Genomic DNA, 19,594 nt, shown 5'->3' with positions numbered 1-19,594 from the left:
GCCTTCGCCCGTCTGGAGGCCATCGAACGAGCCCGGCGCGGCGAAGGCCCCGCCTACCTCAACACACACCTGATCCACATCACGGCCACCGAGGAGGCACCGTGCCCGTCGAAGACATCAACACCCACGCCTGGAAGGTCTACGGACAGCGCCAACTGGCCCGCGCCTACACGCCTCCCCTCCCCGACCAGATGTCCTGGGCGCCCTGGGACGGAGTCGGACCAGGTGCTGAAGTCCTCGGCGACATCACCGGCCGCCGCGTCCTGGACATCGGCTCCGGGGCCGGCCACCACGCCGCCCATCTCGCACAGACCCATGGCGCCCGCGTCACCGGAATCGAACTGTCCCCGACCCAGCACGAACGCGCCATCTCCAACCACGCGGGCATTCAGGGAGTGGAGTTCACCCACGCAGATGTGACCGAGTACCTTGCCGAGGCCGAGCCGTTCGACGCCGCATACGCCATCGGCACCATGGCCTTCATCGACCCGCACCGCGCGCTGCCCGCCCTGCGCCGCGGCCTGCGACCCGGCGCGCCACTGATCCTCTCGCTCCTGCACACCGACCTTCACGGCCGCGGCCCGTCTACGGAGGTGACACCGCGCGAGCAGATGATCCTGCTGCGCGACGACCCGCCCCTGCCGACCCAGATGTGGGTCCTGTCCCCGCAACTATGGGAAGAACTTCTCACCGAATACGGCTTCCGCGTCGAGACCATCGACCTGCTGCACCACCCCGACGGAAGCACCCCAGTCATCCAGCAGCTCATCCGCGCCCGCCGCCTGCCCGAACAGCCGCCGCGGGTCTCCAGCCACCCCGCAGCACCAGACCGCCAACGGCGCACGCGGTAGTCGCCGTCGGAGCGATCCTGCTGAGCAGGCAAGGGCTCTTGCTGGGCCTGGCATTCCCTGGATCAGCTTCCCGGCAACCTCTTCGTATGCAGCGCCCAGATCCTCACCGCCTGACAGCCCGGCCTGCTCATCGACCACACCCCCGCGCAGTGTTCACGAGCAAGGCTCAGGACTTGTGGATGGGTGCGGGGAGGGACGCGGAGGGCGTACCTTCCCGAATGATCCTGTGATGGTCACCGAGTAGGCCCGCGTTCGCAGCGCGGGTCGGGAAGGCATACCCGTGCTCAGCATGGTCACCGACGAGGGAGCGATGGGCCTGTGGAAGGCCCTCGGCAAGGTGCTCCCGGCCGCACGGCACCAGCACTGCTGGGTTCATAAAGCCCGGAATGTCGCGAACCGCCTACCGAAGTCCGTGCAGCCATGCGCGGTCAAGGCGATGCGGGAGATCTGCAACGGCGAGGACCGCGCGCACGCCGAGAAGGCGATCAGTGCGGCCGCGGCCCTGGCGATGGTGTTCAAGCTCGTCGAGTCCGCCCAGGCGCGATGGCGCGCGATCACCGGCGCCCACCCGGTGCCGCTCGTCCGTGCGGGAGCCTGGTTCGAGAGCGGCGTCCTGGTCGAGCGGCCCGAGGTGGCCGCGTGAAGGACATGTCCGCTGCCCTCGAAGCTCTGACTGACCGCGATCCGGCCCGCCGGGACGTCGCCGTCGCCTCGCTCGGGGATCTCCTACGCGGCACCGCACTCGACGGCGATACGGCCCGCCTGGTCGTCGGGCGTCTGGTCAGTCTGACCGTCGACGAACTCGTCACCCGGGTTCGGGAGTCCGCTCTGAACGCGGTCAGTGAAGCGTTCAACCACCACCACGTGCCCCTTGACCTCGTCAGACCGCTGGCCGCTGCCATGCCGACGATGGAGACCGAGATCCTTGGCCACACGATCTACATCCTCGGTGCCACGCACGCCCCCCAGGCGCTACCGATGATCGAGCCTTTCCTCAACCACCCCGACCGGGACGTGCGCGAGGAAGCCCGCCTCGCCGCAGTCGAGATCACCGCGTCAAACCCGGAAGACACCATCCACAACTCTTGACGATGGCTCGCAGTTCACCCCCTGCGCCAGCAACTACCCAGCCCTCCGCAAGCGTGAGGAGCGAACCCGACCGGTCGTCAAAGTGCCGCCGCCCAGCCCGACGCATCGTCGCCCGGGACTCCGTAAACCACCCCCAGGCGCGCCGATTCCCACGACCGCGCCACCCAATTCCCCTGACAGAACACCTTCGTTGCTCGAAGGAGACAGCGATGAATCCCTCGCAATCCCGTTCGCCGGCAGAAGGCCGTAGCCCCCGACAGCCGAGCTCACCAGCTCCCGGTGAGGCAGGAAGCCCGTCTGTTGCCCCGGCCAACTGCAGAGTCTCGGACTTCTATTGCGACGAGGCTCTGTCCGGGCGGACACCGGTGAGCGTGGTGGAGGAGACAGACGACGTCTTGGCGTTCAACCACACCCGCCCCAGCTACCCGGTCCACGTGGTGGTAGTGCCCAAGAGACACGTTCCGTCCCTGGTCGATCTCGGCGCCGAAGGGGAGGACCTGCTGTTGGAGGTGCTCCGCGTCGTCCGGTCGGTGGCCGCACGGGTACGCAGGGAATACGGGGCTGCCAGCGTGGTGACGAACGAAGGCGCCTACCAGGAGTCGAAGCACCTGCACTGGCACGTCCTGTTCCGAGGCGACCTCCCGGAGAGCCGTATCTGACCTGTCGGCGTCGGGTCCAGAGGATGACCAACAGGCCACGGCCGGCTGACTTCCCGCAGAGCTCAAAGCACGATCGGTCGGTACTTCAGAGCCTCATCGACCATCTGCTCCGCAGACGCGCCCTGAAGGTTGTCCGAGGGATGGAAGACCAGGTCACCTACCCGGGGATGTGACACGTTCGCCTCCAGGAGCCGCAGATAGTAGTCGCTCTCCGAGGCGGCCATCAGGAGTCTGCGAACGATCTCAACGAGCTCGTCACGCGTGATGTCCGCAACCACGGGACGAGCCGGCCTGGCCGCCTCCCGCGCGAACTCTTCCAGGCTCCGGCTTCCGTCGTGCTCAGCGAAGTCGAGCGCCACATAGTCGTGACCGGTCATCGCGTTGAAGGCCGCGATCGCCTCGTCCGCCATCTCCGCGCCGGCTTCCATCAGATCAGCAATCCGCTTCACCTCGACGCACAGCTCATCCAGCCGCTGCCGACTCACGGGCGGGGGCAACAACTCCGGTCTCAGGTCCACAGCCGCATTATGTCCGTCGGTACCGACACGCCCGAGCCGAGGCCTCTGGGTGCTGCCAGTCTCATCAACACTTCTGAGCAAGTCGATCAAGAACCGATGCGAGGACCCATCGACATTCGCTCTCCGTTGTCGCCCACGAAGCCATCCGTGCCCACGACGGCGCTCGGGCAACGGCGTCAGATCGACTACGGACTTCACCGCACCGTCCGCACACAGCACCGCGTCCACCAACTCGGACAATTGGTCGTGCCGCACGGTCAGGCACTCGTACAACTCGCCACGGAAGCGTGACGCCTCCGCGAACGCTTCCCTCCGGACAGCACCAGCCGGCTGGCTCCCCCTCACGGCCTTCTTCCAGGTCGCGTGCCCCTTGGCCGGAGCACAGGATCAGGCGAAGGCCGTCCCCACGTCCGGCGAATCCTCATGCGAGCGCATCCGTTCGAGACGCCATTCGAGACGGTGGCACCATGTACCGCATGACGACGAACCGAAAGGCCCATGCCGCGTAGACGGCCAGGAAAGATCCGTGTCGGCGCGCCCGCCAGCCACGGAACAACGGGCGCAAGGCCAGTCATCGACGGCCTGTCTTCGCGTGCGCTGTCCGAGATCATCCGCCTCGAACACACCCGCAACTACCTGCAGCCAGGCGACGTCAGCGCGGCTGTGGGCCTGTGGAAGGACTACGTCCACCAGCCCGAGCGTGATCTGTGGCTCGACTACGAGTGGGGCAACGTGCACTGGTACTGCTGCGGCAACCCTCTCGAAGCCCGAGCCCTCCTCGACACCGTGATGCAGGCCATGTCACCACGAAACGCCCGCGAGCTTCGAAAGGTCGTCAGCCGGTCAGACGCCGTCTGGAACCTTCCGTCCCCGCCCTACGGCACAGACGGAAGATGAAGGACAAGCTGAGGTCGGGTCGCGGTTCCCGGCCGGAATGCTCGATGGGGTCTGGGCCTCCGCATCACTCGTTCACCTCGACGCCGTGGGCGCGGTGAACGCACTGGGGCGGTTCGCCGGACTGCTACGGCCTGGGGGCCGGGCGGGATATATGTGCGCCTGAAGACCACCGGTCGTGCAGGCCGGCTCGATGAAGCTGACGACCGACAGTGGCATCCGGCCTGAAGCCCGGATGAGTTCGCCTCCACGGTGGCCGGTACGGGCTCAACGGTCGACGGTGCGGACTGGGGGCCGTACGCCGAGTCCTGGGCGAGCCGCGGCAGCCGACTTCCAGATCGAGACTGTGCCCTGGAAGCCAGGTGGGCTGCATCCGGGGGCGCTGCCATCCGGTCGGAGGCAGCCTGACCGCCCGGCGACGCAGCCGGGCGGGGGCACATACGTATCGAGCCACCGCGTAGCGGCCGGCACCGTGGGCAGGGGCTGCGGCGCGGCGCCCACGGTCACCTGCTCACGGCGCTAGCGGCGGCTCCTCGCGGATCTCCCGCAGCGCCTCCTCGAACAGGCCGCGGGCACGGGAGAACCAGTCCGTGAGCACCGCGATCTCCTCGGGGCCGTAGTCGGCGAAGAGCACGGCCAGGCGTTGATAGACGGGTCCGTACACCGCGAGGATGCGCTCCTGGGCGGTCTCCTCCATCACCACGACCACCCGTCGGCGGTCCCCCGGATCCGGGGCGCGGCGGATGTATCCGGCCTTCTCGAGGCGGTTCAGTACGCCCGTGACCGCCCCTGTGGTCAGCCTGGCCCGCACTGCCAGGTCCCCGGCGACGAGGGACTCGCCCGCCATGGATGCCTCGATGAGGAAGCCCAGGCAGGTGAGGTCCGTGACATTGAGGCCGAGCCTGCGTGCGATGTCCTGTTGCCCGAACTGCGCCGTGGCGATCATCCGGTCCATGGCGTAGAGCGCCTGGTCGCTCGTCGCGGCCGGGCGGACCTTGCGGTGCCCCACAAATTCCCCTTAGCATCTAAGTTACTTAGTTCGCGAGATAATTCATCTCTGGTCGGCGGCACGCTACCGCCGGCGTTCGCTCTCATCCTCACAGCTCGCAAGGAGCACGATCATGTTCATCCACGGAGACGACGCGTACGACCTGGGGCACACGCTCGCCGGCTGGACCGGAATGGCCGTGGGAACACTGGGCTCCGCCGTCTGCGGTCTCGGCGTGATCACCGCGTCGGGGACCCTCGCACTCGTCGGCGCCGGCTTGCTCCTCGTGGCTCTCCTCATCACATGGGCACTGCATCTCGCGGGCTGGGGCAAGCCGAGTGGACCTCGTCCGGCGGAGCAGTGGGACTGGCGGGTCAGGGACACCGGTGCCCGTGCGGGACACCCCGACTGCCTGGGGTGCCGCCTCGCCGGGCGGCATGGCCGTACACACGGCACAGGCGGGGCTGAATCCGTCAGGGCCGCCACCGTTGGATGGACCACCCAGGAAGCCGCCGAGGCAGAGCCCTCGCGAGCCGATCTCGGAAGCGGGACCGTTACGGGGGCAGGCGCTGACACGGGGAGCGCCATCAGCGCGGAGAGCAACGCCGACGCGGAGAGCGACGCCGACGCCCGGGCCCACGTCGGCACATCGGTGTCCGCATAGGCCCCTCCCCTGCCCCCGTCACCGCACGAAGCCCACGCATCCTTATGCCGACCGACGACAGCCAGCGGCGGAGCCAGCGGTCGGAGTCGGCGACCGACCCGGCCCGAACCCCCGCTACCGTCCGCCCTCCTGCTACCGCCGACTGCCCCTCGGGCAAGTTCTTCTGCCCACCGGTTCCGCTACGGCTCGCCCTGGCTAATAGCCCTCCTCTTCCGTTGCCGCCTCCCAGTTCGGCAGGGCCTTTCCAGCTGCCGTCGTCAGCAGAAGAACCTCACAGTCCATGAGCCGTACGGCGTCGAAGAGGCGCTGCTGGACTCGTACGCTGTCCTCGGGCGGGAAGCTGATACGGATCTGGTGTGGGCGGGACATGTCGTAGGTGAGCAACCAGTCGGTGCCGACAGTCGCGAAGTGGTCCTGCCCGCTCGCGCCGCAGTCCGACCGCCACGAGCCTCGGTCCGCCGTGGGAGCAAGCGCCTCCCGGAGCACGCGCAGGCGCTCGGGATGGGCCGAGTGGCCTTCGGTCAGACGCAGGCACCGGTGGACGCGGGGCCGGAAGGCGTTGAACCATGGCGCAAGGTCCGGTTCCATGTCCACGAGCAGCCGGGAACCGACGTCTCCGCCGGCCCAGCCTTCGATGAACTCGGACGCCCCCATGGTGAAGGTCTCGTACTGGCCGTCCCGGCTCCAGACCACGACCGGCCACTCCTGCGAGTCCCCGGCCGTGAACCAGCACAACCGGTCGGCATCCATGGTGGTTCCCCAGATCAGCAGCCCTCCCGGCGACGGTTGCAGCGGGTACGGGTACCGTCCGCGGTCCTTCGCGGGCACGCCCGACAGTCGTCCGCTCTGCCATTCGACGCCGTTGTGCTTACTCACGCCGAAGGGAGTCCGCAGGTAGAGGAAGTCGCAGAACTCCCCCCCCACCCGTAGATCTCGACCAGCCACTTGTAGTCCTCGGGCAACCGGACACCGAGCGCGGTCTCGGGGACGGTCCAGTCGCCGTCGGCGTCAATGGGTTCGGCCGGCGGCGCGACGAGGTGCGTCAGGCCGTGGTGCCCCGTCACAGCACCTGCCGTACGAGGGCCTTGGCCACGGGCTCGCCGGTACGCCGCGCATACGCCATCCGCTCCCGCATCTCGCGAAGCGTGCGCGGCCGGTACCCAGGGCCGCCGCAGCAGCTCTTGTGGAAACCCACGCCTGCGTTCACCAGGACCGAGAGCGTCCGCCAGGCCGCGGTGTCCCGTCGCCGGGGTGTGGCGAAAGCCGACCCCACGTGGTTCAGCGGCTCGGAGCAGCGCGGGCAGATCCGCTGCCGTTCGCTGTCGTAGGGCTGCTTGTACGAGGCCCGGCAAGGCAGGCAAATGTATGAGGTCTTCCCATGGGCCATGTCAGCAGCCTAGACATCTTCCCGTGCCGAACTCGACAGGTATTCCAGGGCCGTGAACGGACAGAGAGCGCCACCCGGCCGACCGACGGATCCACTCCGCCGTTCGAGGTGATGGAACGGCGCCTCCCGCACCGCCGAACCGGCCATCGACACTCATCGCGCGCTGAGCAGCGCCCGCCGAACGACCGTCAGACCCCCTCACGGACTCGGTGCACGCACCCACGCCGTCCACTCGCATCGCGGGAACGGTACCCGTGCCGGCCGTTGCCGAATTTGCTGACCGGCAGGGCTTCTGACCGCTGCCCCGCAGAGCTACCGGGCAGGTGCGGGCCCAATGCGCATGTCGAAGATCATCAGCGCGTACGCTTGTGCACATGGTTGAGCATCGCATGGTCGAGGTGAACGGGATTCGGCTGCACGTCGCCGAGGAAGGCGAAGGCCCCCTGGTCGTCCTCCTGCACGGATTCCCCGAGTCATGGCACTCCTGGCAGCACCAGTTCGGCCCCCTGGCCGAGGCGGGCTTCCGGGTGGTCGCCCCCGACCAGCGCGGCTACGGGCGCAGCGACCGCCCTGACGACGTGGACGCGTACAGCATCTTCCACCTGGTGGGCGACGTCGTCGGGCTGATCCGGGCACTGGGCGAGGAGAAGGCGTACGTCGTCGGGCACGACTGGGGTGCTCCGGTCGCCTGGCACACCGCGCTGCTGCGGCCGGACATGGTGCTCGGCGTGGCCGGCCTGAGCGTGCCGCCTCCCTTCCGGGGTGCCGAGCCTCCGCTGGTGGCCATGGACAGGGAGTTCGGCGGCCGCTTCTACTGGAACTACTTCAACCGTCCCGGTGTGGCGGACGCCGAGTTCGCCAAGGACACACGCACCGCGTTGCGCAAGTTCTTCTACTCGGCCTCCGGTGACGCTCCCGTCGGCGCGGGCAAGCAGGCCCTGGTCGACCCCGAGCGGGGCTGGCTCGCGACCATGGCCGACCCCGAGGTACTGCCGGCCTGGTTCACCGAGGAGGATCTCGACGCGCTCACCGAGAGCTTCGCCAAGGGGTTCACCGGTGCTCTCAACTGGTACCGCAACCTCGACCGCAACTGGGAACTGACCGCCCCGTGGCAGGACGCCGTCGTCTCCCGGCCCGCCCTGTACATCTACGGCGACCGCGACCCTGTGCCCGCGTTCCCCGGCACACCCGAACTCATCGCCCGCCTCCCCGACCTGATGCCCGATCTGCGACGCGCTCCGCTCAAGCTGGAGGGCTGCGGTCACTGGACACAGCAGGAGCGTCCGGCCGAGGTGAACGCCGCGCTCATCGACTTCCTCAGGGACTGTTCCTGACCCTCGGGCGGCCGTCCGAGTGAGAGCGGTTCCACGGGGCGAGATTCGCACGGGAAACACCGAGCTCGCCCCGATCCCTCCACCTCCCTTCAAGCCTGTACAGCCCTTCCCGAGCGCACTGACGTGACGAGCGGCTCGGGCTGCCGCGAGGCGAGTTCGAGGTCCCCCTCATCCGGCAGGGCAGGGCGTTCAACGAAGACGGCTCCCTCGCCCACACCATGGCGGACAGGGAAGGCGAGGCGGAGTAACGGCTCGATCAGCGAGGACGGTTCGTCCGAAAACAAGCCACGGACGGGAATCCCTCCTCTCCACGACAGACCGATGAGCGTCCAAGGACGACAGTCACACCACAACCGGCTTCTGCTGGGACCTCCAAGGGACGCTTCCGGTCACTTTCAGACCGGAAGCCGGGGCAGTATTCCGGCATGGCGAACACCAGCTCACGGACCCTCAGACTGCTCGCCCTACTACAGACCCACCGCCACTGGCCCGGCCTGGAACTGGCCGGCCGGCTCGGGGTGTCCGAGCGGACCCTGCGCCGCGACGTCGACCGGCTGCGCGAGCTCGGCTACCCGGTCAGCGCGGCCAGGGGCACGGACGGCGGATACCAGCTCGCCCCCGGCGCTGTCCTGCCCCCGCTGCTCCTGGACGACGAGGAGGCGGTGGCGCTCGCGGTGGGCATCGGCGACGCGGCACAGAGCGGGATCGCAGGGATGGAGGACGCGTCCCTGCGCGCACTCACCAAGGTGGTGCGGGTCCTGCCGCCCCGGCTGCGGGCCAGGGTGGATGCCCTGCGCGCGATGACCGTCTCCGCCGCCGCGTCCGGGCCGGTCGTCGCGGCGGGGGTGCTCACCGCGGTCGCCCAGGCATGCCGGGACGAGGAGCGGCTGCGGTTCGGCTACACGGCGCGGGGCGCCTCGCCCACCGAGCGCGAGGTCGAACCGCACCGCGTCGTCGCCCTCGGCGGGCGCTGGTACCTCGTCGCCTACGACCTGGACCGCCACGACTGGCGCGGCTTCCGCCTCGACCGGCTGACCGGGCCTACGGCGACCGGCACCCGATTCCGGCCGCGCACGCTCCCGGCCGAGGACGCCGTGGCCTTCGTCCAGGCGGCGAGCGGGGCCCCGGCTCCGTACACGGTCGAGGTCCTCGTCCACGCGCCGACCGCACGGGTGCGGCAGGTGGTCGGCCAGTGGGGCACGGTCGAAGCACTCGACCAGGACAGCTGCAGGCTCACCATGACCTCGACCTCCCTCGACTGGCCGACCCAGGCACTGGGCAACATGGGCGCCGAGTTCGAGGTCCTGGGACCCCCGGAGTTCGCCGCGCACCTCCAGGAGTGGGGGACCCGCTTCCTCCGGGCCACCCGCGCGCCCGAATGACCTTCCTGGCCGTAACACCGCGATGGTGGCGCGGTGTTCGGGGCAGTGGGCAAAGCGGTGGCGGGCGTTCTGCCAGGGTCAGGCAGGCTTGAAAGTCGGCCCCCTGGACATTCAGTCGATGTGCGGCATGAGGGGCGGGCCGTCGTCCTCGACAGCCAGGGCCACGACCCGCAGGAGGGCGGACAGCTCCCCCAACTCCTTCTCGGTCAGGGGCGCGAGCAGTGTGGCCTCGGCCTCCCGCTGGTCGTCGATCACCGCTGCCCACGTCTCGGCCCCTTGGGGAGTCAGGCCGACGAGAAGGCTGCGGCGATCCTCAGGTGCGTGCTCGCGAGTGATCAGGCCCGCCGACTGCAGGCGGTCGAGGCGGTTGGTGAGGGTCGCGGGGTGGACGCCGAGTCCCTGAGCCAGACGTGTAGGTGCCATGCGGTAGGGCTCTCCAACCGAGCGCAGGCGCCACAGGATCTCGTACTCCCACAGCTTCAGGCCGTGCCGCGCCAGTGCCTCCTCCTTCTTCTGCTGCAGGTGCCGCACGAGCTTCTGCATACGGGTGACGGCGCCCTCCAACTCCGGCACCAGACCGGGGACTTCACGCCCCCAGCGGGCGATGTGCCGGTCGATCGAGTCCCGCCGTTGCGCCGATTCCGTCGCCGGATGCCGTGATGTCACGGCGTCACTCTACCCTCCAGAAATTACGCATTGAGATATTTTGAAATCGTAGTACTGTCCCGGGGCATGTCGACCTTCACGCTCGCCGGCCGCATCGACGAACACGTCATCGACAGCGCGCTGCTCCGCGGCAATCCCCTCAACGACCCGTCGCAACGACCGCTGTGGGTCTACACCCCGCCCGGTTACGACGATGCGCCAGAACGCCGCTACCCCGTCACCTATCTGCTGCTCGGCTACACGGGAACGCTCCCGGTCTGGCGCAACCGCACGGCCTTTCGCAAGCCCGTCCCCGAGCTCGCCGACGAGATCTTCGCCCGCGGGCAGGCGCCCGGGATGCTGCTGGTATTCGTGGACGCCTGGGCCACCTACGGCGGCAGCCAGTACATCGACTCACCCGGCACCGGCCGCTACCACTCCTACCTGTGCGAGGAGGTCGTGCCGTACGTCGACGCCCGCTACCGCACGCTCCCCGCGCGCGAGCACCGAGCCATCGCGGGCAAGTCCAGCGGCGGACTCGGCGCAGCGGTCACCTCGATGCTCCGCCCGGATCTGTTCGGCGCTTTCGCCACCCACTCCGGTGACTCACTGTCCGAGGCCCAGTACCACCCGCACTTCCTCACCGCGGCCCGCCAACTGCGGCCCTACGGCGGCGACATCTTCCGCTGGTGGGACGATTTCCGCTCGCGGGTCGCCTTCACCAAGGAGGAGGACCTGAACCTCCTGGAGATCCTCGGCGTCTCCGCCTGCTTCTCCCCAGGCCCCGACGGCTCCCCCACCCTTCCCTTCGACCCCCGCACCGGGGCCCTGCGTGAGGACGAGTGGCAGCGCTGGCTGGCCTGGGATCCGGTACGGATGGCCACCACGCACGCAGACGCCCTCCGCTCCCAGCGGGGCATCTGGATCGACGCCGGCACCCGCGACGAGTGGTTCCTCGACCTGGGCGCACTGGCCTTCCGCGATGCGCTCAGCGAAGTCGGAGTGGCCGACGACATCGTGCACTTCGAGCTGTTCGAGGGGGGCCACCACGCCGTCGAGTACCGGATGCCGCCCGCTCTTGCCTGGTTGGCGCACCGCATCGCCGATCGGCCTTGACCTCCAGGGAAGGCCGGATCACGGCAAGGGCGCCGGTCGTCACAGCCTACGACCCGCACCAGGCACCTGGTGCGGGAGTGGGCGCTCGAGCGCGAGGCGCGGCGCCAAGGCGCCTCGCACCGTCACACCGCATGGCAGCAGTAGCGTCAGGGGGCACGGGGCGGCCTGCGGACGCGCAGCCGGCTGTCGGCGGACGTCGGCCGACGGCCGCGCGTCATCGCCACCCGCGCCCGCTTCCACCCCCGAACAGGCCGTTGCCCAACCCGCGGGCCAGGCCTGGATGGACGGCAAGGGCGGATCCGCTCGTCCCGTACGACGACGGGGCTCGGCAGCGCTCAGCCGCGGGGCGGAGTCAGAGCAGACGCACCTGTTCGGCCTGCGGGCCCTTGGGGCCCTGTGCGGAGGTGTATTCCACCCGCTGGTTCTCTTCCAACGACCGGTAGCCGGAGGAGTCGATCGCCGAGAAGTGAACGAACACGTCCGGGGTACCGTCGTCCGGCGCGATGAAGCCGAACCCCTTCTCCGCGTTGAACCACTTCACTGTTCCCTGAGCCATGCCAGGCCTTTCCGTTCCGGGGCCGGACGCATGAACGCGCCGGCCGTGCGCTCATCTTTCCTGAGCACCACACGGCGTGGAAGAAGGCGCGCGGACGGCCGACCCTCCGGCGTCTCTCCCGACCGGCACGCGTACGCACTGTTCCACGGCGCCTGGGAGCAGGCCGGCCATCACACCCGACACCCGTCAGCCGACACCCGTCAGCTGTCCGCCGTCAGCCGTCAGCCGTCAGCCGTCAGCCGTCAGCCGTCCGGCAGTCATGCCCGCGTCAGCGCCTCCGCACCGCCGAAGACACACCACGCGCCAGGGTGAGCAGGCACCCTGAAAAACCGTTGCCTCCTGGTCGCCGGCCTGCTGGGATGCAAAAACTTCAACGGTGGGAGGGGACGGCTTGGCGGTGTTCGGGTGTGCCGGCTGCGGTGCGGTACTGACGGCGGCGGTGTCGAAGGTGGCACTGCCGATCCACCTGAGCGACACCTACTGGGAGACGCTTCACCCGCCGCTCCTGGAGGCAGGGACCTACGCCGTCGACCCCGAGCCGTACGGGCCGCCTTGGCTGCTGTGGGAGGAGGTCGGGGCGCAGGAGGCAGCGGCACGGGGGTTCTTCGTGCCCGTCGGTGCGCTGTCGGAGGGGGCGCCGGACAGCGTCCTGCTCGCGCCTGGGGACATGCGCGGCACCGGGCTGGTCCCGGAGCGGACCGAAGGCTATTGCAGGGGAACCGACGGGAGCGGCGGACCGAACCTCGCCTGCCTGGGTTGCGGACTACCGGTCGGATCACGGATCGACGACTGCGGGCAGTGGCAGGCGGTCCGGCTGCTTCCGCAGGCGGTCGTACGGCTGCCCGGCCCACCGGAGCGGCCTCTCATGGACTGGGCAGACCTGTCTGCCGAAGGCGCGCTGTGGCACGGACTGAGCGAGTACCGGGACATTCCGGCGGGCGTTTCCCTCGCCCACGTGGTGGTGGCCGCCGAGGGCGGGCCGGTCGAGGCAGTATCCGGTCCCGTCGCCGAGCTCCTCGGACGGGCACTCGCCGCACTGCTGCCCTCCGGAAAGGACGTGAAGCGGCTGGGTTTGGCGGGGCCAGGACTCGGCGAGCCGGCCGCCGAGCTGCTGCTGGTGCCAGTCCACCCGCAGTCCGGAGAGGTGTGGCAGCCGAGAGGCGGCGCGGTGGCCGTGCCCGTCGAGGCCGCGCTCTGGGCCGAACTGGCCTTCCCACCCCACCGGACCCGGCTGCCGGCGGGCGGCGGCCTGCCGGCGGGCGTGGAGCGGGACGATCCACTGCCGCCGCACCCGCGAATGCCGTTCCAGCCGTCCGTCGGTGCGTTCCGGCACACGCTGGCACGGATGTCCGCCGTCCAGGAACCATGGCTGCGGGCCATCTACAAACGCGGTTGCTGACCCATCAGGGTGCTGGCGCAGGCGCACTCGTCGGGTTCGGCGTACACGGCGTGGTCGTGGACGGGCCGTCGCCGATCGCCGAGCCTCCGGGCCGGGTTGGTTGCTGATCTCGTCGTCGGAGGCCGAGCAGGCGGCCGCGAGGAACGCCGGCACGCCAGCACGCCGGGCCTGAGTTCTCGCCCGGCGCGGCCGAGTTCGGATGGCGCCCCGATCCACGTGATCCTGGGCAATCTGCCTGCCGACAAGAACTGGCGCATCCGCAGCGCGAAGGGCATCCGCTGGGGCGGACGACCACTGGCCACATCAGAGCGCAACTGCCCTGCCACCTCGAAGGCTGCGCAACCTCACTGAATCTTGATCGGCGTGGTCACGGGCGTTGCGGCGGGTGGGTTTGCCAGTCGACGCGGGTCTGAGGGGTGACCGGCAGGGTTTCGAGCTCATCGTCACCCAGGAGTAGTTCAGCGGTCTCCGTCGAGCAGCCGACGTAGGTCGACAGAAGGTCAAAGTCGGTGGTGACCGCCCAGCTGCGATCCTGCGGCCACCAGAACTCCGGGCCGCTGTCCCCCACCACGTCCCTCACCGCTTCCCTCACGGGCTCCAGGTCGGACAGAGAAGCGCGACGAATGAGCGGTTCGTCCTCGCCCCAGAGCAGGGCCGCGAGATCGTAGGCGAAGTAGACGGCCTGGTCACCGGACACCCCGGCAAGCACGCGAGTCAGTGCCCGCCGACTGCTGTCGTCGAGAGCCCCGTCCTCGGCCTGCCACAGCGAGCGTCCCGTACTGCGGTCTTCGTCCCGCAGCCACCGGTGGGACAGCTCGGCGTGGAACGGGACGGCCGAGTCCTTGGCCCTCGCCTGCCACGTGCGGCTACGGCCCGACCCGTCCGTAGCCTCGAAGCGGTGAAAGATCCGCACGTATACCTCGTACCCGCTCGGCACGAGCTCGGACACCACGTGCCCAGGCCCGGCCTCCGGGCGGCCGAGCCGCTCCTGCGACAGGGACGGCGGCCGCGGCGGCCGCACGGGACCTTCCGCAGGGCCGCGCGGAGTTCGCTGGGCGGCCCTGCGGGGGTCGGGTCAGCAGACGCGGATGGACCGGGCCCAGGAGAGGTCGCTGCTGACGTAGCCGGGCGGGCGTCCGGAGTAGTCCTGGGCGACGCTGCCAATGGCGTTCGTGCCGTCGGGTTCGTAGTAGAAGGTCGTCCGGACTCCACCGACCTGGTTGTTGTTGATCCAGGTGACCTGGTCGTACCCGGGGATGTTGTGGATCGTGCAGGCGCTCCACGGGCCGAGCCAGTACCACGAGTCAGCATCCGTGTTGTGGATATGCACGCACATGCTGCCCGCCGGGGGGATGTCGCAGGACGCCGCCTGGGCGGGCGATGCGGCTGCGAAGCCCATCGTGGCGGCGAGCAGCGCGCCGCTTGCCGCGAGGGTGACCGTGTGTTTTCCGATACGCATGATCAAGGACCTCCTTGACAGCCAGAATTGGCCGAATTGTGGATTTCTCCGGGCGAGCGCCCCGCAGAAGCGACAGGGCGCGAGAGCAACCATCAGACCGACCGCTGCACCTCGGGTCGTACGGTTTTAGTGCCGTCCACCCGTTGACTCCGCTGATTCCTCAACGAGGATTCCTTTCCCGGACCGTAGCCGGAGCAGTACCTCTCTTGCCCACCGGTTAGCGGCTATGGGGTGGATGCGAGTACCAAACTTCCGTGCGGCCACAAGTAGACGCCGACGTTGACTGAGAACGCCATTGATTGGATCAGACTCCAATGTTTGGCTGGCAGGCCAGAGCCCGCCTGCCTTGCCCGGGGGGCAACATGCTGCGTCTGTCGCTGGACCCCGCCGAGCTGGCCAGGACCCGGTTCGCCATGTCACCGATGGTCGAGCTGTTCGGCGTCCTGTCCACCGTGATCAGATCGTCCCGCGGCACGAAACGGTATGGCGTGCATCGGCTACTGGACGACAAGCAGATGCCCCTGCTCGCAGGATTCCTCCAGGGGGACACATGGCTGCCGGACTTCATCAACCCCACACCCACGCAGTTCGCTCCCACCCTTGATGACGAACTCCATCAGATAGCCACCCTTGCGCCGGACCGGCTGGTCCAGGAGATCACCGTGTTCACCACAGGCATCACCGGACAGGGCTTTCCCGGCACCGAACTGTCCGCGTCGATCCGCGGCCAACTTGAGCGAGGGGAAACCGCATTCGCCGAAAAGGCCGCTCAGGAACTGCATGCCTTGTGGCACCGCACGCTCGCACCGCGCTGGCCGGCCATCCGCAGCCGCCTCGAGGCCGAAATCAACGCACGCTCCCAGCTCATGGCCCGGCTGGGGACAGGGGCGGTCCTGAACTCCCTCCACCCGGACATCAGCTGGCACGACACCACACTGACCATCCGCAGCCCATTCCGCGCCACGGTCCCCCACGCGCCGACGGTCATCATGATCCCCACCGTCACCGCCAGCCACCTGACGCCAGGCCTCGACCCACTGTTCCATCACGAGACGGTGCTGTGCTATCCGATCCCCCGCACCCCCGCTGCCCGCCACACCACACCGGACAACCACCCGGCCGCCGATGTCCTGGGGGCAACCCGGCACGCCCTGCTGCTCACCCTGAACCAACCCCTCACCACAGCCGAACTCGCCGAACGCCACCGCCTGGACCCGTCAACCGTCTCCTACCACCTCACCCGCCTCCACCGCGCCGGCCTCCTCACACGAACCCGCCACGGCCACCGCGTCTACTACCGCCGCACCCCGCACGCCGAACGCCTCCTCCACCCCGGACAGGAGCAGTAACCGCGATCTCTCGGGTTGGTGTCGCGCCGCCCGACGGCAAAGCCCGGTGGACACCGGACGATGCCCGCCGGCGAGTCGGCAACCGCGTCGAGACACTGCTGACACCGAAGGAGAAGATCACCGCGATCCACACCGTGGCCCAGGACGACCAGGTCGCTGCGGCGGTGACCAGCGACTTCCTGAAACGGCCCGAGGTGACGACCAAGGCGACCATGGTGGACAAGGCCCGGGTGGTGGATGAATTCACCCGCGACAAGCAGGTGGCAACCTCTGCTGCCACGAACTTGCTGCGCAGGCCGGACGTCGCGTTCAAGGCGATGAGCGATGACATCGCCCGCTTCCAGGTCACCCATGCCCAGGCTGAACGCGGTCGGCAAGCCCGCGACCAGTTTGAGGACACCAGTCCGGTCGCACCGGCGGTCCGGAATATCGACCGGACGGTGGAGTTCCTGGACCTGGTCACCGCCTGCCACGCGCTCGTCGCCGCGGCCGGCCGGGCGGTGCCGGGACTCGCAGTGCTCGACAAGCACGGACCGTGCCGCCGCGCGCTGAAGGCTGCCGATGTCACATGCCGACCTCGCCGCCGACAGCGGCCGGTGCCGCGCCGACCTCGGCCAAAGACGCCAAGCCGATCGCCTCATGAACGAGGGCATCCACCTCCTCCCGGCCACCCGTTCCAAGACCCACGCGGTGTTCCTCGCCTACCAGGCCGAGGCATTCCTCGGGGAGGGCGAACTGGAGATCGCTGCTCAGACCGCGACCCGCTCACGGTGCTGCGCGATGCCGGTCTGGTCCCCCACACTCGCGCCGGACGGGCCGTCCGCTACGAGCACACGCTGCTGGGCGCAGCCCTGGCGGCCAGCTGAACGCCTTCGGACGACGGCCGGAAGCAGGCAGTGATGTCCTTGCCGTTCGGACACGGGTGGGCCTGCCAGGTGTCGGCGAGCGCGTCCACCAGCAGCATCCCCCGGCCGCCGGGTGCCTCGTCGGAGGGCTGCCGCTGCTCGGGCAGAGCGGGCGACGAGTCGTGCACGGTCACGTGCAGACATTCACTGTCCCAGGCCAGGACCAACTGTGCGGCGCTGCGGGCGTGGACATGGGCGTTGGTGACCAGCTCCGAGACGGTGAGCAGGACCGCGTCCACCGTCTCCGGAGCGGTCCGGTCCCATCCCAGAGTGTTCAGGTGCTCACGCGTCCAGTCCCTGGCCGCCTTCACCCCGCTGCTGATCGGCAGAGAACGCGCCCACCCCACTGCCCTCATGGACGAATCGGCCGCCATCACTCCTCCTTCGTCCCGACAACAGGTCCACGAGTCGCCTACCCGGAAACAACCGCCGCGCACGCGGCGGGGCACCGTCTTTCCGCCGGGTCCGTCAGGAGGCACACGGCGCGCGCCGGTCCTTCCACTCCTCCAATTCCCGTGCGTCGACGAGTTCCAGCAAGGGCTCGCCGGGCCGGCAGACCAAAGTGACCAGGAAGCGGAGGGGCTTGGTTGGAGTCCTGGTAGTGGATCAGGTCGCCTCCCGGCTCCCAGAAGGCCTCGCCTGCCCGGATTACCCGCGCTGGCCCTCCTTCCACTTCGAAGAGCATCTCGCCCTCCAGCACGTAGCCGAAGACGGGTCCGGAGTGCCGATGGGGAGGTGTCCCGGGATCTCCGGGGGAAATGGCGCAGCTCGCGGACCGCTGGGCACCTCTTACGGCGCAGGACACGTATCTGCATGGGCTCCGCGCCGTGGTGGAAGGCATCCTCGCCACCCGCTGACAGGGCGGCAGCGAGGAATCCGCGACCCCGCCCATACCCACGCCGACACTGCTTCCGGGGCGCTCATCGCCTCACCGGCAGCTCCACCAGGCCGGCGAGTTCGGTGTCTGTCGCCGGCCTGAGCGTCGACAGAATGTGCCGGGCCGCGGGCAGGTCGATGGTAGAGCCCGATCCGGTCACGGTGCAGACCAGGCCGTCGCTGCGCAGGTGCAGGCGCATCTCCTGATGCTCGTAGTCGCCTTCGTAGGTGATCAGTTGGCGGCCGCCACCGTCGTCCGTGCAGTGGATCGGATCGCCGAAGGGAACTGGGCAGCCGCGCGCGTCGACGCGACGGTTGTCATGTCGCTCGCGGGTCACGCCGAGGTGCAGTGATGCGGAGTCGGGCCGCTCGTATTCCGTGCCGGAGCCGGTCTCGCTCGCGCCCAGCACGTGCGGCGCGTAGCCCGGCGGTGGGTCACCGACCCGCAGGAGGGTGCGGTCCACACCGTTGGCGGTGATCCATTCGTCGAGAGTGGGGGGCTGCACGGCCACCCAGGTGACATACGCGCCGCTGACAGCGAGAACAGCCGCTGCGCCGACAGCGGTCAGCCTGATGCGAATGCTTGGAAGGAAGAGCGCGGCTGCCAGCGCGTAACAGGCCCCTCCGGCCAGGTAGAGCAGAGGGATGCTCTCCAGGTGATTGGCCTTGAAGTTCAGCACAGCAGTCCCGGACGCGCCTGCCGTACCCAGCACGTACACGCCGGCTGTCCAGGCCCACAGCCCCCGCGGCCGGTACACGAGCGGCAGCATGGTGCGAGCAGCGGACCCGAGTCCCGCGAGTACCGTGACCGCCAGCAGTACCACGCCGACAACAGCAGCAATGAGGGACAGTGCCCCGCCGACGAAGAGAGCGAAGAGCACCGCCCACCCCTGCAAGCCCGTCAGGGCGCAGCCGGCCAACCAGACAATCGCCAAGTGAGCCATTACGCGCCTGGCATGCTTCCTCGGCTCCATTGCCGTGATCACGCAAGACGGCCGGCCACGGTTCCCCGATCGCAGCGCGAATGCTTCTGATGGTGGTGAGGGGCATGCCGTCAGGGCGTCGGTGTCCGGTCCGTCGATCGATCGACCGATCAGCGGACGCTCGCCCTCGTGGTCCAGCCAGGCGGCCCGGTGGGGCAGCTACGGGTGGACCCGGTCCCATGCCTGGGTGAGGGCCTTGCCGTAACTCGCGGTGGCCGTGCTGGTGGTGACAGCTGGATCGGGCCACGTCTCTGGCCTGGCGAAGCGGAATTCCGGCCAGGAGTGACCGCAGGCGATCGGTGTCGGTCCGCCCCAGGTTGAGGCCGTCGTACATCGCGCCGTGCCCCCGCCGGTGCTCGGGCAGGAGCGTCGGCTCGACTGCCGAGTGCACCGCGCCCGGCGCGCAGAGCACCGCATCCGTCAGCTCGAACAGCTCATCGCCGCGTCCGGTCAGACACGCGTACAACTCATCCCGGAAGCGTGACGCTTCCGAGAACGCTTCCCCCCCCCACAGCTGCGTCAGGCAGCAGACTCACCCTC

19 protein-coding genes and 5 pseudogenes are annotated in these 19,594 nt (G+C 69.0%); 12 read left to right on the top strand and 12 right to left on the bottom strand.

Annotated elements, in window-relative coordinates; genetic code table 11:
* Positions 1 to 101: 101 nt before the first annotated feature.
* From OIB37_RS35065 to OIB37_RS36400, 4 genes and pseudogenes are all read left to right on the top strand, one after another.
* Complete coding sequence (locus OIB37_RS35065; protein WP_330461633.1) at positions 102 to 851, top strand: class I SAM-dependent methyltransferase; 750 nt, start codon at positions 102 to 104, stop codon at positions 849 to 851.
* Between the two features lie 265 nt (positions 852 to 1,116).
* Positions 1,117 to 1,494, top strand: a pseudogene (locus OIB37_RS35060) (transposase); the annotation flags it as partial.
* A gap of 5 nt (positions 1,495 to 1,499) precedes the next feature.
* Positions 1,500 to 1,940, top strand: coding sequence for a hypothetical protein (locus OIB37_RS35055; RefSeq protein ID WP_330462086.1), 441 nt, complete (start codon positions 1,500 to 1,502; stop codon positions 1,938 to 1,940).
* A gap of 2 nt (positions 1,941 to 1,942) precedes the next feature.
* Positions 1,943 to 2,599, top strand: coding sequence for an HIT domain-containing protein (locus tag OIB37_RS36400; protein WP_443058302.1), 657 nt, complete (start codon positions 1,943 to 1,945; stop codon positions 2,597 to 2,599).
* 62 nt (positions 2,600 to 2,661) lie between these two features.
* Here the strand turns inward: OIB37_RS36400 and OIB37_RS35045 are convergent, their stop codons facing one another.
* Entirely contained in the window at positions 2,662 to 3,117 is a 456-nt protein-coding gene (locus OIB37_RS35045; protein WP_330462085.1) for a hypothetical protein, read from the bottom strand.
* Positions 3,118 to 3,615: 498 nt separating this feature from the next.
* Between OIB37_RS35045 and OIB37_RS35035 the strand changes: the two genes are divergently transcribed.
* Complete coding sequence (locus OIB37_RS35035; RefSeq protein WP_330461630.1) at positions 3,616 to 4,014, top strand: hypothetical protein; 399 nt, start codon at positions 3,616 to 3,618, stop codon at positions 4,012 to 4,014.
* Positions 4,015 to 4,522: 508 nt separating this feature from the next.
* Here OIB37_RS35035 and OIB37_RS35030 read toward each other — a convergent pair.
* Positions 4,523 to 4,966 carry a MarR family transcriptional regulator gene (locus tag OIB37_RS35030; protein WP_330462084.1) on the bottom strand — a complete coding sequence of 148 codons (444 nt, stop codon included), beginning with the start codon at positions 4,964 to 4,966 and terminating at the stop codon, positions 4,523 to 4,525.
* A gap of 166 nt (positions 4,967 to 5,132) precedes the next feature.
* On the opposite strand from OIB37_RS35030, the pseudogene OIB37_RS36395 reads away from it, so the two are divergent.
* A pseudogene (locus OIB37_RS36395) lies at positions 5,133 to 5,441 on the top strand (HGxxPAAW family protein); the annotation flags it as partial.
* Positions 5,442 to 5,858: 417 nt separating this feature from the next.
* On the opposite strand, the gene OIB37_RS35020 reads toward OIB37_RS36395, so the two are convergent.
* Both OIB37_RS35020 and OIB37_RS35015 read right to left on the bottom strand, forming a co-directional pair.
* Positions 5,859 to 6,539 (bottom strand): hypothetical protein, encoded by a 681-nt coding sequence (locus OIB37_RS35020; protein WP_330461628.1) that lies wholly within the window; start codon positions 6,537 to 6,539, stop codon positions 5,859 to 5,861.
* Between the two features lie 184 nt (positions 6,540 to 6,723).
* Positions 6,724 to 7,050 carry a deoxyxylulose-5-phosphate synthase gene (locus OIB37_RS35015; RefSeq protein ID WP_330461627.1) on the bottom strand — a complete coding sequence of 109 codons (327 nt, stop codon included), beginning with the start codon at positions 7,048 to 7,050 and terminating at the stop codon, positions 6,724 to 6,726.
* Positions 7,051 to 7,424: 374 nt separating this feature from the next.
* Between OIB37_RS35015 and OIB37_RS35010 the strand changes: the two genes are divergently transcribed.
* Complete coding sequence (locus OIB37_RS35010) at positions 7,425 to 8,384, top strand: alpha/beta fold hydrolase (protein ID WP_330461626.1); 960 nt, start codon at positions 7,425 to 7,427, stop codon at positions 8,382 to 8,384.
* Between the two features lie 425 nt (positions 8,385 to 8,809).
* Positions 8,810 to 9,766, top strand: coding sequence for a helix-turn-helix transcriptional regulator (locus OIB37_RS35005; RefSeq protein WP_330461625.1), 957 nt, complete (start codon positions 8,810 to 8,812; stop codon positions 9,764 to 9,766).
* Positions 9,767 to 9,877: 111 nt separating this feature from the next.
* On the opposite strand, the gene OIB37_RS35000 is transcribed toward OIB37_RS35005, so the two are convergent.
* Positions 9,878 to 10,432, bottom strand: coding sequence for a MarR family winged helix-turn-helix transcriptional regulator (locus tag OIB37_RS35000; protein ID WP_330461624.1), 555 nt, complete (start codon positions 10,430 to 10,432; stop codon positions 9,878 to 9,880).
* Between the two features lie 66 nt (positions 10,433 to 10,498).
* On the opposite strand from OIB37_RS35000, the gene OIB37_RS34995 reads away from it, so the two are divergent.
* A complete protein-coding gene (locus tag OIB37_RS34995) occupies positions 10,499 to 11,527 on the top strand; it encodes an alpha/beta hydrolase (protein WP_330461623.1) in 1,029 nt (342 codons plus the stop codon).
* 352 nt (positions 11,528 to 11,879) lie between these two features.
* On the opposite strand, the gene OIB37_RS34990 is transcribed toward OIB37_RS34995, so the two are convergent.
* Positions 11,880 to 12,083, bottom strand: a complete 204-nt coding sequence (locus tag OIB37_RS34990; RefSeq protein WP_330461622.1) for a cold-shock protein — start codon at positions 12,081 to 12,083, stop codon at positions 11,880 to 11,882.
* Positions 12,084 to 12,459: 376 nt separating this feature from the next.
* On the opposite strand from OIB37_RS34990, the gene OIB37_RS34985 reads away from it, so the two are divergent.
* Positions 12,460 to 13,482, top strand: a complete 1,023-nt coding sequence (locus OIB37_RS34985; protein WP_330461621.1) for a hypothetical protein — start codon at positions 12,460 to 12,462, stop codon at positions 13,480 to 13,482.
* A gap of 367 nt (positions 13,483 to 13,849) precedes the next feature.
* Here the strand turns inward: OIB37_RS34985 and OIB37_RS34980 are convergent, their stop codons facing one another.
* Both OIB37_RS34980 and OIB37_RS34975 read right to left on the bottom strand, forming a co-directional pair.
* A complete protein-coding gene (locus OIB37_RS34980) occupies positions 13,850 to 14,395 on the bottom strand; it encodes a hypothetical protein (RefSeq protein WP_330461620.1) in 546 nt (181 codons plus the stop codon).
* Between the two features lie 162 nt (positions 14,396 to 14,557).
* Positions 14,558 to 14,941 (bottom strand): hypothetical protein, encoded by a 384-nt coding sequence (locus OIB37_RS34975; RefSeq protein ID WP_330461619.1) that lies wholly within the window; start codon positions 14,939 to 14,941, stop codon positions 14,558 to 14,560.
* A gap of 362 nt (positions 14,942 to 15,303) precedes the next feature.
* On the opposite strand from OIB37_RS34975, the gene OIB37_RS34970 reads away from it, so the two are divergent.
* Positions 15,304 to 16,290: an ArsR/SmtB family transcription factor gene (locus tag OIB37_RS34970; protein ID WP_330461618.1), complete on the top strand. Its 987-nt coding sequence runs from the start codon at positions 15,304 to 15,306 to the stop codon at positions 16,288 to 16,290.
* 5 nt (positions 16,291 to 16,295) lie between these two features.
* Positions 16,296 to 16,802: pseudogene (locus OIB37_RS34965) on the top strand (DUF6192 family protein); the annotation flags it as partial.
* A 311-nt stretch (positions 16,803 to 17,113) separates the two neighbouring features.
* On the opposite strand, the gene OIB37_RS34960 reads toward OIB37_RS34965, so the two are convergent.
* From OIB37_RS34960 to OIB37_RS34945, 4 genes and pseudogenes are all read right to left on the bottom strand, one after another.
* A complete protein-coding gene (locus OIB37_RS34960; RefSeq protein WP_330461617.1) occupies positions 17,114 to 17,569 on the bottom strand; it encodes an ATP-binding protein in 456 nt (151 codons plus the stop codon).
* Between the two features lie 94 nt (positions 17,570 to 17,663).
* Positions 17,664 to 18,087: pseudogene (locus tag OIB37_RS34955) on the bottom strand (cupin domain-containing protein).
* Positions 18,088 to 18,115: 28 nt separating this feature from the next.
* Entirely contained in the window at positions 18,116 to 19,006 is an 891-nt protein-coding gene (locus OIB37_RS34950) for a hypothetical protein (RefSeq protein ID WP_330461616.1), read from the bottom strand.
* A gap of 310 nt (positions 19,007 to 19,316) precedes the next feature.
* Positions 19,317 to 19,577 (bottom strand): annotated as a pseudogene (locus OIB37_RS34945) (transposase); the annotation flags it as partial.
* Positions 19,578 to 19,594 lie beyond the last annotated feature (17 nt).

It is taken from the genome of Streptomyces sp. NBC_00820, from assembly GCF_036347055.1.
Lineage (GTDB): Bacteria > Actinomycetota > Actinomycetes > Streptomycetales > Streptomycetaceae > Streptomyces.
This window is presented reverse-complemented; position numbering and strand designations above follow the sequence as displayed.